The 12,943-nt window shown below is 67.9% G+C and carries 13 protein-coding genes and 1 tRNA gene; 1 reads left to right on the top strand and 13 read right to left on the bottom strand.

What is annotated here, in order from left to right; all coding sequences use genetic code 11:
• Position 1 precedes the first annotated feature (1 nt).
• From DK847_RS08225 to DK847_RS08235, 3 genes are all read right to left on the bottom strand, one after another.
• Positions 2-670: an LON peptidase substrate-binding domain-containing protein gene (locus DK847_RS08225; protein WP_111197651.1), complete on the bottom strand. Its 669-nt coding sequence runs from the start codon at positions 668-670 to the stop codon at positions 2-4.
• Entirely contained in the window at positions 670-1,590 is a 921-nt protein-coding gene (gene trxA, locus DK847_RS08230) for a thioredoxin (protein ID WP_111198141.1), read from the bottom strand. Before trxA ends, DK847_RS08225 begins: the two co-directional genes overlap by 1 nt.
• A 77-nt stretch (positions 1,591-1,667) precedes the next feature.
• Positions 1,668-2,159, bottom strand: a complete 492-nt coding sequence (locus tag DK847_RS08235) for a prolyl-tRNA synthetase associated domain-containing protein (RefSeq protein WP_111197653.1) — start codon at positions 2,157-2,159, stop codon at positions 1,668-1,670.
• Positions 2,160-2,269: 110 nt separating this feature from the next.
• On the opposite strand from DK847_RS08235, the gene DK847_RS08240 reads away from it, so the two are divergent.
• Positions 2,270-2,344: transfer RNA gene (locus tag DK847_RS08240), tRNA-Gly, on the top strand.
• A 71-nt stretch (positions 2,345-2,415) separates the two neighbouring features.
• Here DK847_RS08240 and DK847_RS08245 read toward each other — a convergent pair.
• The 10 genes from DK847_RS08245 to DK847_RS08290 are packed head-to-tail and all read right to left on the bottom strand — an operon-like array spanning position 2,416 to position 12,842.
• On the bottom strand, positions 2,416-3,219 hold the full coding sequence (locus DK847_RS08245; RefSeq protein ID WP_111197655.1) for a class I SAM-dependent methyltransferase: 804 nt from the start codon (positions 3,217-3,219) through the stop codon (positions 2,416-2,418).
• Between the two features lie 46 nt (positions 3,220-3,265).
• Positions 3,266-4,873 carry a proton-conducting transporter transmembrane domain-containing protein gene (locus tag DK847_RS08250; RefSeq protein WP_111197657.1) on the bottom strand — a complete coding sequence of 536 codons (1,608 nt, stop codon included), beginning with the start codon at positions 4,871-4,873 and terminating at the stop codon, positions 3,266-3,268.
• Positions 4,870-6,378: a complex I subunit 5 family protein gene (locus tag DK847_RS08255; protein WP_245414559.1), complete on the bottom strand. Its 1,509-nt coding sequence runs from the start codon at positions 6,376-6,378 to the stop codon at positions 4,870-4,872. Before DK847_RS08255 ends, DK847_RS08250 begins: the two co-directional genes overlap by 4 nt.
• Entirely contained in the window at positions 6,375-6,692 is a 318-nt protein-coding gene (locus DK847_RS08260; RefSeq protein ID WP_111197658.1) for an NADH-quinone oxidoreductase subunit K, read from the bottom strand. Before DK847_RS08260 ends, DK847_RS08255 begins: the two co-directional genes overlap by 4 nt.
• Positions 6,689-7,627: a hydrogenase subunit MbhD domain-containing protein gene (locus tag DK847_RS08265; RefSeq protein ID WP_111197660.1), complete on the bottom strand. Its 939-nt coding sequence runs from the start codon at positions 7,625-7,627 to the stop codon at positions 6,689-6,691. Before DK847_RS08265 ends, DK847_RS08260 begins: the two co-directional genes overlap by 4 nt.
• Positions 7,624-7,902 (bottom strand): cation:proton antiporter, encoded by a 279-nt coding sequence (locus DK847_RS08270; RefSeq protein WP_111197662.1) that lies wholly within the window; start codon positions 7,900-7,902, stop codon positions 7,624-7,626. Before DK847_RS08270 ends, DK847_RS08265 begins: the two co-directional genes overlap by 4 nt.
• Positions 7,895-8,155 carry an MrpF/PhaF family protein gene (locus DK847_RS08275; RefSeq protein ID WP_111197663.1) on the bottom strand — a complete coding sequence of 87 codons (261 nt, stop codon included), beginning with the start codon at positions 8,153-8,155 and terminating at the stop codon, positions 7,895-7,897. Before DK847_RS08275 ends, DK847_RS08270 begins: the two co-directional genes overlap by 8 nt.
• Positions 8,152-8,625, bottom strand: a complete 474-nt coding sequence (locus tag DK847_RS08280; RefSeq protein WP_161957193.1) for a Na+/H+ antiporter subunit E — start codon at positions 8,623-8,625, stop codon at positions 8,152-8,154. The genes DK847_RS08275 and DK847_RS08280 overlap by 4 nt, the downstream gene beginning before the upstream one ends.
• 42 nt (positions 8,626-8,667) lie before the next feature.
• On the bottom strand, positions 8,668-11,751 hold the full coding sequence (locus tag DK847_RS08285) for an efflux RND transporter permease subunit (RefSeq protein ID WP_111197667.1): 3,084 nt from the start codon (positions 11,749-11,751) through the stop codon (positions 8,668-8,670).
• A complete protein-coding gene (locus tag DK847_RS08290; protein WP_111197669.1) occupies positions 11,748-12,842 on the bottom strand; it encodes an efflux RND transporter periplasmic adaptor subunit in 1,095 nt (364 codons plus the stop codon). The genes DK847_RS08285 and DK847_RS08290 overlap by 4 nt, the downstream gene beginning before the upstream one ends.
• Positions 12,843-12,943: the final 101 nt, after the last annotated feature.

Raw genomic sequence — 12,943 nt, forward strand, 5'->3', positions numbered from 1 at the left:
CCTATTGCAGGCGCGGCTTGGCGCCCTTGCCCATCTTGCCGAGCGCCACCTCGGTCAAGGCCACGAGAACGTCGGCGCGCGTCTTGAGGTCGGGCGCCTCGAGCAGCGCCTGCTTCTCCTGCGGCGGATAGGGTGCGAGCAGCGAGAGCGTGTTGACCAGCACCTCGGTGGGCGCGGAGTCCACTTCCTTCCAGTCGGCGCTCATGTTGTTGGCGTCGAGATAGTCGCGGAACACCTTGAGAAGTGCAGGACGGTTCACCTCCGCAGCACCAGCACCCATGGCGAGGTCAGCCGCGAAAGGATGGTAGTTGGCGATCACCTGGCGGAACGGCGTGTCGACGTCGAGTTCGTCGACGACCTGGAAGCGGCTGACACCGGTGAGGGTGATCAGCATCCGGTCATCGGGCGTCTCGGACCACGAGGTGATGCGGCCGACACAGCCGACCTTCATCAGCTTCGGCACATCCGCCGCCTCGTCATCGGCCGCGGGCTGGATCATGCCGATCAGCCGGTCGGTTGACAGCGCATGCTCGATCATCGCGAGATAGCGCGGCTCGAAGATGTTGAGCGGCAGGTCGGCGCGCGGCAGCAGCAGGGCGCCCGCCAGCGGAAACACCGGGATGCGCTGGGCCAGGTCCTGCGGCCCGCGATAACGGTCGAAGATGCCCATCAGGAGAACAGCACGGAGGACAGCTTGCGCCGGCCGGCCAGGGTGAACTCGTCCTTGGGGCCCCAGGCCTCGAAGAACTTCACCAGCTGCTTGCGCGCCGCCTCGTCGTTCCACGCGCGCATCTTCTTGATCACGTAGATCAGCTGGTCGGTGGCCGCCTCGCGCTCGTTGGCACCGTTGAGCAGCACCGCGAGCTCGAGCCTCGCCTGGAAGTCATCCGGGTTCGCCTCGACCTTGGCCTTGAGCGCCCCGATCTCGGAGGTATCGACCGGGTTGAGCGCCAGTTCGAGCTGCGCCTTCACGCTCAGCACTTCGGGGTCGCCGGCCTTGGCCGGCGGCACGAGGGCCAGCGTCTTCTGGGCATTCTCGAGGTCGCCCAGCGCCATTTCGCAGCGCACCAGCCCGGCGATGGCGCCCACGTTCTCACGGTCGACCTGGAGGAGCTGCGCGAAGAGCTGGGCCGCGTGCTGGTGATCCTTCTCGGCCTCGAGCGCGCGGGCATCCGCCAGCACCGCCTCGATCTCCTCGGCCATGCTGCCCTGGCCGCCGAGGCGGTCGACGAACTGCTTGATCTGGCCCTCGGGCAGTGCCCCCATGAAGCCATCGACCGGCTGGCCGTTGACGAAGGCATAGACGGCGGGGATCGACTGGATGCGCATCTGCTGGGCGAGCTGCTGGTTCTCGTCCACGTTGATCTTGACCATGCGCACCTTGCCGTTGGCGGCCTTGACCACCTTCTCGAGTGCGGGTCCGAGCTGCTTGCAGGGGCCGCACCACGGCGCCCAGAAATCGACGATCACAGGCTGCTGGCGCGACGCCTCGATCACGTCCTGCATGAAGCTCTGGGTGTTGGAATCCTTGATGAGGTCGCCCGCCGCGGCCGGGGCGGGGCTGCCGGTGGGCTGGCCGCCGAATGTCATGCTCATGGAACTGCCCTTCGAAACTGTCTCTGCTCCCTATGTGGAGCAAACCATTCTTCTTTTCAATGACGGCGCCCTCAGGCCACCGCCACCACCTTCGGCTCGTGCCCGCAGGACCGGATGAAGGTGACGAGGTCGGCGGAGCGGATGGTGGTGGTCGCGGTGTTCTCGAGCGGATGGTAGTTCACCAGCTCATGCGCCATCATGGCGGCGTCCAGCACAACGTTGACGCGCTTTTCGGTATCATTGATCAACCCGAACGGGGTGACCGAGCCGGGCTCCACTCCCAGCACCTCCTTCAACAGCTCCGCCTTGCCGAAGGACAGCCGCCGCGAGCCGATCTTGGCCGGTGCGGCCTTCAGGTCCACCTGCGCCTCCTCGAGGCAGACGATCAGCCAGATATTGCCCTTGTCGTCCTTGAGGAACAGGTTCTTGCAATGCCCGCCGGGGATCTCGCCGCGCAGTGCCTGGGCCTCCTCCACTGTGTAGACGGGGGCATGGTCGCGGGTGGTGGTGTCGAGGCCCAGGGCCTTGAAACGGGCAAAAAGATCATCGCGGGTCGCGGGCATGGCGGCCGAATTTCCCTTGTGAAAGATTGAGATGATCTTCTTCTTGCATTTGCCGGCGAGTTAGGCAATAAGGCGCCCACCCACCGGCAACTGCCGGTCAGGCCATGGAAGCGGGCGTAGCTCAGGGGTAGAGCATAACCTTGCCAAGGTTAGGGTCGGGCGTTCGATTCGCCTCGCCCGCTCCAATTTTCTCCTCATCATTGATTTTGCGGTAGTCCCCTCTGCAAGCCTGCGGGATCGCCGCTGGCCTGCTGCGTTACCTGCGCCACTGCCTGATGCGGCGGTAGAGACCGGGCCAGTACACCGACAACCACCACGACAGCTGCCTGCGCAACGGCCATTCCGGCAAGGGATAGGTCTGGAAGACGAGGATGTGCCTGTCGTCCACCTCATGCTGCTTCATCAGCAAGGCCATCAATTCATCGTCACCCAGCAGCGCATCGCGGTAGCGCGCCACATGCTCCGGCCGGCACCAGAAGGATTTGTTGAAGCCGATTGCAAACATCCGGAAATCCTGTTGGAGCCGGCCATGCCCGAACACCGCCATGCTGACCTCCGGCCATTCGGGGCGGAAGGTGTCGTCGAAGGCGATGATGCCATCATCGGTGAGCACGGAGAGCGCGAGGTCGATGTCGCCCGTCACCGCCGCCAAATGGTGGCCGCCATCGACATGGAAGAACGACACGGCCCCTGCAACGCGGCGCATGTCATCGGCGGTGACGGCCGACGACAGGCGCTCATCAATGGTGATGCGCCGCCGGTCGATGCCGAAGCGGTCGAGATTGGCGACGAAACGCTCCCTGCTGCCGGCACCCGACTTGTCGATGTTGCTGGCCTGGTCGCCGAACAGATCGACCGCGTAGAGCGGGCGTCGGCCGGAGAAGGCTGCGAGCGCAATGAAGGACTTGCCGTGGTGGACGCCGATTTCGGCGACGGCGCCGCCAGTGGCATTCTGCTCGCTGACCAGCCGGCGCATGATTGCGAAGTCGGTCCAGGCGAGCCACCCCTCTATGCGCCTCAGCGCATCATGGGAGACCGCCGTGGTGGCGTGGGATGTCATGTCGCGCCGGCCTCCCGCCAGTTGATGGATCGCCCCGCAGCCCGCATCAGTGCGGCGCCAGCCAGCCTTGTAGCACCACCCACAGGATCAGCACCACGGCGAGGGTGAGCGTCGACACCTGCCACTGGTGCGCGCGGATCTCGAAGCGCGTCGCCAGGCGGGCGAGGCGCGGCGCTTCGCGCTCGGCGATGGCGATGGCGCGCGCCCCGACGTCACCCGGCTCGATGCGGGGCAGCTGCGTGCCCGCCGCGGCCAGCGCCCAGGCGATGGCAGCACCCGCCGCAACCGGCCAGCCGAGTTCGAACAGCACGCCGGGCTTCAGCGCATAACCCGCCGCAACGCCCGTCACGGCGCCGAACAGGCTCCACATCAGCAGCGTCGCGGCGAGGCCGGCGGCGATCCAGGCCCAGCCGGGCAGCGGTTCCTGCTTCGCCGCCGCGGGGGCGGCTTTCACCAGCCGCAGGAAATGCAGCATCAGCACCGTGCTGCCGGTGGCGGCGAGCGCGAAGAGGAGGCCGGTGACGCCGCTGCCCGCAACATCCTTGAAGGCCAGCTTGCCGAGCGCGCCGCCGCTCAGCGGCAGGCCGGCAAAGCCGAGCGCCAGCACGCCCGCCAGCAGCAGCTGCCAGAGCGGTGGTCTCGCGGCCGCGAGCATCAGGAACAGGCCACCCTTGGTGAGCACGTGATAGACCGCGTAGAAGGCAACGATGCTGCCCGCCCCCGGCACGCCGGCGGCCAGCCCCGCGCCCAGCACCGCCGCCATCTGCCCGAGCTGGCTGATGCTGGAATAGGCGAGCACGCTGCGCGGATTGTTCTGCGTGAGCCCCAGCACCGCGCCGTAGAAGGCTGAGAACAGGCCGGCGGCGAGGATCATGCCGCCCGCCACCGGCATCGGCGCATCGAGCGGCAGGAAGCGGATGAGGCCGATGAGGCCGGCCTTCGACGTGGCGCCGCTGAGCACGGCCGCGGCGGCGAGCGGCCCTGCCGCATAGGACATGGGCATCCAGCCATGCAGCGGGAAGAGTCCGATCTTGAGGCCGAAGCCAACGACGACGAGCGTGATGACGAGGCCCGCCTCGGGCGAGGCCGGCAGGGCGTGCATCACCGTGGCGATGGCCAGCCCCTGGCCCTGCGCCTCGACGGTGAGCAGCACGAAGGCGGCGAGGATCAGCGCCTCGCCGATGAGGGCTGCCGCCAGCGTGGCACGGCCAGCCCGCTGCGCCTCCTCGCCGCCGCCGAAGGCGATGAGGCCATAGGCGGGAAGGCTGGCCAGCGCATAGAGCGCGTAGAAACTCACGACGTCACCCGCCACGAAGACGCCGAGGCTGCCGGACAGCGTCAGCAGCCACCACAGGGAAAAGCGCCCCGCGCCCTCGCGGCCCTTCAGCCACTGGCTCGCCGCGAAACCGCCGATCATCCACAACAGGCCCGAAGCCGCCAGCAGCAGCGCCCCGGCCTGGTCCACGATGGCGGTCCAGCTGCCGAGCAGGGTGTAGGAGCTGACGCTGCCCTCCCACGCGATCGGCAGGAGAAGCAGGGCGGGCGCCGGAGCGACGCCGAGAAGGCGCGGCACCAGCCTGCCCAGCGGCGCCGACAGCAGCAGCAGCGCCATGGCGAGCGGCAGGAGGATCATCGCCATGATCGTGACGATCACGGGAACCTCCCGATCTCGAAGAAGGCGATGGGGTGCAGCGGCATGAGGCCCATCAGCACCGACACGGAGGCGAGCCCCAGCGCGATCAACTGGCGGGTGCGGCCGATGCTGGCCAGTTCGGCAGCCTTTGTCGGTGCCGCCATCATGCGCGCCAGCACGGCGAAGACATAGGCGCCCGCCAGCACGCCGCCGGCGATGATGACCGTGGCCCACACCCAGTGCCCCTCGGCCAGAGCGGCGGCCAGCAGCATGAACTTGGCGGAGAAGCCGCCGCTCGGCGGCAGGCCCATCAGCGACAGGCCGCTGATGGCGAAGGTGAGCACCACCAGCGGCGCCCGCGCGCTCAAGCCCCCCAGGTCCCGGATGCGGTCATGCCCCAGCACCTCCGCCACCAGGCCTGCGGCAAGGAACATGCCGGCCTTGGCAAAGGCATGGGCCACCACCTGCAGCCAGGCGCCGGTCCACGCCGCCGACGCGACGATGTCGCCGGCAGTCTTCGGCACCAGGGTGAAGACGAAGAACATGTAGCCGATCTGCGCCACCGTCGAATAGGCGACGAGCAGCTTGAGGCGTGGCTGGCGCAGCGCCGTGACGCTGCCGATGATCACCGCGAGCGCACCGAGAAACGCCAGGAGCTGCATGTCCGCCGGCTCGCGCAGGCTGGGGAAGGTGTCGAACCACAGCCGCATCAGCAGGAACAGGCTGCCCTTGACGACCAGGGCGGAGAGCACGGCGCTGCCTGCCGCCGGCGCACCCGCATGGGCGGGCGGCAGCCACAGGTGGAAGGGGAACAGCGCCGTCTTGGCGAGCAGCCCCACGGTGACGAAGCCCGCCGCGGCCAGTGTCGCCGCATTGGGCTGGACCTGTGCCGCAATGGCGGAAATCGCCAGCGTGCCATAGGCGCCATAGATCAGCACGATGCCGAAGAGATAGAGCATCGAGCCGAACACCGCGAAGAGCAGATAGCGCAGCGCAGCGCGCAGCGTTTCCGCGCCGCCCTTGATCGCCACCACGGGAATGGCGGCGAAGGTGAGAAGCTCGAGCCCGACATAGAGGTTGAACAGGTCGGTCGAGGTGAAGAGCAGGTTCAGGGCGCTCGCCATGGCGAGCAGCGCCGACCAGAAGATCAGCGACAGCCGCGCCTCCGGCTGGCCCCTGGCTTGCGCGAAATCCTTCCACGCGAAACTGGCGGCACCGAGGAAGATCACCGCGCTCACCACCATCATCAGCGCCGAAACGCCATCGGCGCGCAGCGTGATGCCGAGCGGCGGCTGGAACCCACCCACCACATAGGCAAGCGGCGTGGCGCTGCCCGCAACCAGCAGCGCCACGCGCACGGCCACATAGAGCTGGAACAGCAGCGCCGCGGCGACGATCATCCGTGCCGCCCGGCCGCCGAGGCCGATGAGCGCCACCAGCGCCACGGCGGGCATGACGATGCCCAGCACCAGAAGCGCGCCGCCCGGTGTGGTGCCCGTTTCGGCAATGGCCTGAAGCGGGATCACGGCTCTTCGTCCTCCTGGTCGAGCGAGGCTTCGCCCGCCTCGGCATGAAGCGCCAAGAGCAGCGCCACCGCGATGGCGGTGGCCGAGAAGGCAACGACGATCCCCGTGATCACCAGCGCCTGCGGAACCGGATCGCCGCCCAGCCCCGCCGCAGCACCACGCCGGGCGATGACGCCGAACAGCAGGAACACGCCGGAGCCCAGCAGGTTGAGGGCCAGCAGCTTGCACAGCGGGTGCGGATTGACGATCAGCCCATAGACCGCGAGCCCGATGAGGCCCGATCCCGCCAGCCAGAACAGCAGCACGGCGCTCATGCTGAGTCCTTGGCCCTGGGCGGCCCGGCGATGAGCAGGCCGAGGATGACGGCGATCGACAGCGTGAGGGCCACCTCCATCACCACGATCAGCGGCTTGGCGAGGCCATCCGGATAGGCGAGGAAGACGCCCGGCGCGACGAAGCCGAGAAAGCCGATGGCAAGGAATACCAGCGGCCCCGCCACGATGGCGAGCCGCAGCAGCGGCGAGGAGACGCGCGGCACCCTGCGCACCCCCGCCACCATGACGAGGATCCACATCGCCGCCAGCACCGTGCCGCCCTGGAAGGCGCCGCCCGGCACGTCCGCCCCCGCCCATGTCATGTAGATGGCGAAGACGAAGCCGATGGGCGGCAGGGTGCGGGCGAGCAGCATAAGCACGCTGTGGGGATGCTGGAACAGCCGGAGGCCGGGAACGCCACCCCAGTCCTGGTCGCGCGCCAGTGCCCACACGCCGATCAGCGCCAGCAGCAGCACCACCTTTTCGAGCAGCGTGTCGAAGCTGCGATAGACGAAGAGCACGCCGGCCACCGGGTTGCCGAGACCGCTTTCGGGCAGCCGCTCCAGAACCGGCGCGGCGAGCGAGACGGGTGCACCCGGCAGGACGAAGGCGAGCGACGCGATGCCGATGGCGACGAGGGTGGCGAAGACCGCTGCCAGCACGTGGAAGCCGCGGCTCAGCCGCACCACGCGCTGGCTGTCGCCTGCCACCTTGTGGGCGGCGATGACCATCAGAAGGCCCGTGGCGCCGCTGCCGATGGCGGCCTCGGTGAGCGACACGTCGACGGCATGAAGCCTGACCCAGGCGAGCGACAGGAGCAGGCCATAGGCGATGAAGATGATGACCGCCGTCATCATGTTGCGCGCGATGATGCTCCAGCCACCCACGCCCAACAGCATCAGGGCAAGAACGACATCGAAGCCCGTCTCCATCATGACTCGCCCTCGCCGCGCACGCTGCGCGCCAGGATCTGCGTCACGACGGCGCCGGAGAGCTGGACGAGCAGCCACACCGCCAGCATCTTCGCGGCGGCCAGCCAGCCCAGCTGCGGCAGCAGCCCCAGAACCACGAGGCCAAGGCCGAGATTGTCCACCTTGGTCAGCGCATGGAGCCGGGTCAGCGTGTCGGGAAAGCGCAGCAGGCCCAGCGTGCCGGCGAGAAACAGCACCGCGCCGGCACTGACGGCAAGGATGGTGAAGAGATCAGCCATTGCCGTCGCTCCGCCAGGTAACGAAGCCGACCGAGGCGAAGACCGCGAGGATGCCCAGCATCAGCGCCACGTCGATGATCGCCGTCTGCCCCATGGCAGCGGCGAGCAGCAGCAGCACCGCCACGCCGCCCGAACCGCTGAGCTGGGCGGCCATCAAGCGGTCGGAACTTCCCGGCCCGCGCAGCACCCGCACCAGCCCGCCCGCGATGGTGAGCAGGATGAACAGCCCCGCCGCGAAGTAGAAGGCGGTCATGCCGAGGGCCTTTCAGCCAGAACGGCCGAGAGCCGCGCCTCTTCCTCCGCCAGGAGCTCCGCCACGGGCTGGCCGCAATCAAGCGCATGGACCTCGATGAGGTCGGTCTCATCCGTTCGCGTGGGCAGCGTGCCGGGCAGCAGGCTGGCATAGGTCATGAACAGGAAACGGCGGTTGCCGGGCGGCAGGGCCGTGCGGTAGGCCACCATGCCCGGCCGGAGCGGCATCCGCGGTGTGAGTACGATCCGCGCCACGGTGACGCCCGCCACCACGCTCTGCCACAGGAAGCGGGCGAACAGCGACAGTGCCCGGCCCGGGCGCAGCGTCATCTCGCCCGCCGGAATGAGCTGCAGGCTGAGCCAGGCCGCGATGACGGCGGTGACGAGGCCGGCGGCAAGGTCCTTGGCGGCGGTGCCGGCCAGCACCACCCAGAACAGGAAATAGGCAGCCGACCGCAGCAGCAGCGCCACGGCCGGTCTGGTGTCCTTGCTCGCCCCGCCCTCCATGCTGGCTCAGGCCTGCGGCGCAGGCGTCTCAGCCGGAAGCTTCGGCTTGGCGCCGTCTTTCCTTTCCTGCCAGCCGAACCAGGTAACGTAGAGCGTGGGCAGGAAGATGAGGGTGAGCACAGTGGCGACGAGCAGCCCGCCCATGATGGCGAAGGCCATGGGCCCCCAGAACACCGTCCAGGCGATGGGGATCATGCCGAGCACGGTCGACACCGCGGTGAGCATGATCGGCCGGAAGCGCGCCGAGCACGCATCCACCGCCGCATTGAACACGTCCTTGCCTGCCGCCCGCTCGGCGTCGATTTGCCCGAGCAGGATCACCGCGTTCTTGGTGATCATGCCGAGCAGCGCCAGGATGCCGAGGATGGCGACGAAGCCAAGCGGCCTGCCGGAGAGAAGAAGGGCTCCGACCACGCCGATCATGCCCAGCGGCCCGACGCTCAGCACCATGATGAGGCGCTGGAAGCCCTGCAGCTGGAACATCAGCACGGTGAGCATGATGATCAGCATCACGGGCACGACGGCGAGCACCGAGGCCTGCGACTTCGCACTCTCTTCCACCGTGCCGCCCACCGTGATCGCATAGCCGGCGGGCAGTGACTGGCGCAGCTCGGCGATGGGCCCGTCGAGTGCCGAGACCACCTCCTCCGGCAGCACGCCGGGGCGGAGGTCGGACTGGACGGTGAGGTTCGGCGTGCGGTCGCGGCGCCAGATCAGCGGATATTCCTGCTCGTAGTCGAAGCGCGCGAACTGGGCCAGCGGCACGGTGCGGCCACTGGGCAGCGGCACCTGGAGCGTGCGCAGCCCGTCAAGCGACACGCGCTGGTCACCCGTGGCGCGGGCCACGACGTTGACCAGGTAGATGTCGTCGCGGATCTGCGTCACCGGCACGCCGGAGACCACGGTGTCGAGGATGCGGGCCACCGCCTGCGAGCTCAAGCCCAGCTGCCGCGCCTCGTCCTGGTCGATCTTGATGCGGAGCTGGCGGGCGGGTTCGAGCCAGTCGAAGTTGACGTTCTCGACACTGGGATTGGCGGAGACCGTGGCGGCGAGCTTCAGCGCGATGTCACGCACCTTCGAGAGGTCGGGACCGCTGACGCGATACTGGATGGGCCAGCCGACGGGAGGACCCAGCTCCAGCGGATAGACGCGGCTCACCGCATTGGGGAAGTCCTTGGCGAGGGCCTCCTGCAGCTTCGCCTGCAGCCGGTCGCGCCCTGCCACGTCCTTGGCCACGATGACGGCCTGGCTGAAGAAGGCGTTGGGCAGCTGCACGTTGAGCGGCAGGTAGAAGCGGATGGCGCCGCGGCCGACATAGCTCGACCAGCGCTCGACGTCCGGATCGCCCTTGAGCAGCGCATCGAGCCGCTCGACCGCCGTTTCGGAGGCATAGATCGAGGAATTCTGCGGCAGGCTGAGGTCGACGAGCAGTTCCGGCCGGTCGGAGGACGGGAAGAACTGCCGCGGGATCAGCGGCATGGCCATGAGCGAGGCAATGAACAGCGCAATCGTCACGGCGATGGTGAGGTACTTCACCTTGATGGCGCCCGAAAGGAAGGCGCGGTAGGCACGGAACACGATGCCGGGGCCGCCTTCCTTCTTCTTCGGCGGTTTCAGGATGACAACGCCGAGGAGCGGCGCGAAGACCACCGCCACGAACCACGACACCACCAGCGCGATCGACACCACTGCGAAGAGCGAGAAGGTGTATTCGCCCGCCGAACTCGCCGCGAAGCCCACGGGCACGAAGCCCGCCATGGTGACGAAGGTGCCCGCCAGCATGGCGTAGGCATAGGTGCGGTAGGCGAAGGTGGCGGCCGACATCTTGTCGTCGCCCTCGCCCAGCCTCGTCAGCATGGCGTCCGTCGTCGTCATCGCGTCGTCGACGAGAAGTGCCAGCGCGATGATGAGGGCGCCGAGCGAGATGCGCTGCATGTCGATCGACACGAAGTCCATCACCACGAAGACGATGGCGAGCGTCAGCGGAATGGCGAGCGCGATGACGAGGCCCGGCCTCACACCGAGGCTGATGAAGCTGACGACCAGGATGATGGCAATCGCCTGCCACAGCGATTCCATGAATTCGGAAATGGCATGGTCGACGGTCACCGCCTGGTCGGCGACCAGGAAGGGTTCGATGCCGAGCGGCAGTTCGGCCTTGGCATCGTTCATCACGGTGGTGATGTTCTTGCCGAGCGCCAGGATGTCGCCGCCGTCGCGCATGGCGATGGCGAGCCCGATGGCGGGCTCGCCATTGACCCGGAACAGGGGTTGCGGCGGGTCGGAATAGCCGCGGCGGATGGTGGCGATGTCGGCCAGACGCAGCATGCGGCCGCCGATGGCGAAGTTCACGTTGGCAAGGTCCTGCTCGGACTCGAAGGCGCCGGAGACGCGCAGCGCGATCGATTCGTCACCGGTCTCGATCTGGCCTGCCGGGCGGATGGCGTTCTGCGCCTGCAGGGCGGCAAGCAGCTGCGAGCGGTCGATGCCGAGATTGGCCAGCTCCTCCATCGAGAACTCGATGTAGACGGTCTCGTCCTGCACACCCAGCAGCTCGACCTTGGAGACATCCGGCACGCCGAGCAGCTTGTCGCGCAGGGCCTCCACATGGTCGCGCAGTTCACGGTGGTTGAAGCCATCCGCCGTCACGCCATAGATGATGCCGAAGGTATCGCCGAAATCGTCGTTGAAGCCAGGGCCCAGAACACCGGCGGGCAGCGTGTGGCGCATGTCGCCCACGGACTTGCGCACCTCATACCAGGTATCTGTCACCTCCTGCGCATTGGTCTTGCCGTCGAGGTTGACGAAGATCGTCGACACGCCCGCGCGGGTGAAGCTGCGAAGGAAGTCGAGGTGCGGGGTTTCCTGCAGCGTGCGCTCGAGGCGCTCCGTCACCTGCTTCAGCGTTTCTTCCGTGGTGGCGCCGGGCCACTGCGCCTGCACCACCATGGTCTTGATGATGAAGGACGGGTCCTCGCTGCGGCCGAGGCGGTAATAGGAGCCAAGCCCCGCGATCACCGCGAGGATCATCAGGTAGATGGTGATGGAGCGGTGCTTCAGCGCCCATTCGGAGAGATTGAAGCCCTTCATTGCTGGCTCTCGAGCAGGCGCACCTGCTGGCCGGGGTGCAGCGCCTGCACGCCGGCGGTGACGACGACGTCACCCGCCTTCAGCCCATCGGCGATGGCCACGAGATATTCGCCGAAGCGCTTCACCGAGACGGGGCGCAGCGCCACCGTCTGGTTCGCCGGGTCGACGACCCATACGGCGGGGCTCTGCTCGGCGCGGGTCAGGGCACTTGCCGGCACCTCGATCACCGCATCCTGCACCGTGGTCATCACGCCGTTCACGGTGGCGCCGAGGCGCATCGCTTCCGGCGGGTTCTCCAGCGTCACCTTGACCTTGAAGGTGCGGGTGATGGGATCGGCCTGCGGCGATACCTCGCGCACATGGCCGCGCACCTTCACCGTCGGGTCATCTGCGAGGGAGACCATGATGTCCGGGTTGGCGGGCGCGGAGCGGATCACCTGCGACGGCACGTCGAACACCGCGTCGCGCCCGTCCTGGCGCGCCACGCGCACGATCATCTGGCCCGGCGTCACCACCTCGCCGGCGCCGGGGCCGACGGTGGTGATCACGCCGTCCTGGTCGGCGCGCAATTCGGTGAAGCCGAGCAGGTCTTCCGCGGCACTCAGCTGCGCTTCTGCGGCCTCGACCTGCGCGGCGGCGGTGTTCTTGCCCTTTTCAGCGGTTTCATAGGCGGCGCGCGTCGCCCAGCCCTGGCGGAACAGGGTGCGCTGCCGGTCATAATGGCCGGCCGCCTGGTTGTACTGCGCCTGGGCGGCGGCCAGCGCCGCCGTGGCAGCACGCAGCTGGTTCTCCTCGTTCTGCGATTCGAGGCGGGCCACGAGGTCGCCGGCTTGCAGCCGCTCGCCCAGCTTGCCGCCGTTCTCGAGCAGCCTGCCGCCGATGCGGAAGGCCAGCGGAACCTCGTCCTCGGCCTCGATGCGGCCGGTGAGGTTGACGGTGGTGGCGCCCTGGATTTCCGCGATGACGGTGGTCCGCACCTGGCGCGGCGGCGCCGGCGGCGCCTCCGCCTCCTGCTTGCAGGCTGCCAGCAGGGGCAGCACCATCACCAATGCCACAATTCCCCGCACGCCGAGCGAGCCTTTTCGTGTCATTTCGCGTCCCTCACGACAATCAGCCACTCTCAGGCTACTATTTGAAACAATCTGAAGGTGCAATCAACCTTGCGCTTCAAAATGCTGTGGCAATACTCCGC

It is taken from the genome of Aestuariivirga litoralis, from assembly GCF_003234965.1.
GTDB lineage: Bacteria > Pseudomonadota > Alphaproteobacteria > Rhizobiales > Aestuariivirgaceae > Aestuariivirga > Aestuariivirga litoralis.

Bases quoted from the DNA above. Each gene is read 5' to 3' on its own strand.
- DK847_RS08290 (WP_111197669.1), bottom strand. From the start codon at position 12,842: ATGACACGAAAAGGCTCGCTCGGCGTGCGGGGAATTGTGGCATTGGTG.
- trxA (WP_111198141.1), bottom strand. From the start codon at position 1,590: ATGACATTCGGCGGCCAGCCCACCGGCAGCCCCGCCCCGGCCGCGGCG.
- DK847_RS08265 (WP_111197660.1), bottom strand. From the start codon at position 7,627: ATGATGGAGACGGGCTTCGATGTCGTTCTTGCCCTGATGCTGTTGGGC.
- DK847_RS08275 (WP_111197663.1), bottom strand. From the start codon at position 8,155: ATGACCGCCTTCTACTTCGCGGCGGGGCTGTTCATCCTGCTCACCATC.
- DK847_RS08285 (WP_111197667.1), bottom strand. From the start codon at position 11,751: ATGAAGGGCTTCAATCTCTCCGAATGGGCGCTGAAGCACCGCTCCATC.
- DK847_RS08235 (WP_111197653.1), bottom strand. From the start codon at position 2,159: ATGCCCGCGACCCGCGATGATCTTTTTGCCCGTTTCAAGGCCCTGGGC.
- DK847_RS08260 (WP_111197658.1), bottom strand. From the start codon at position 6,692: ATGAGCGCCGTGCTGCTGTTCTGGCTGGCGGGATCGGGCCTCATCGGG.
- DK847_RS08225 (WP_111197651.1), bottom strand. From the start codon at position 670: ATGGGCATCTTCGACCGTTATCGCGGGCCGCAGGACCTGGCCCAGCGC.
- DK847_RS08270 (WP_111197662.1), bottom strand. From the start codon at position 7,902: ATGGCTGATCTCTTCACCATCCTTGCCGTCAGTGCCGGCGCGGTGCTG.
- DK847_RS08245 (WP_111197655.1), bottom strand. From the start codon at position 3,219: ATGACATCCCACGCCACCACGGCGGTCTCCCATGATGCGCTGAGGCGC.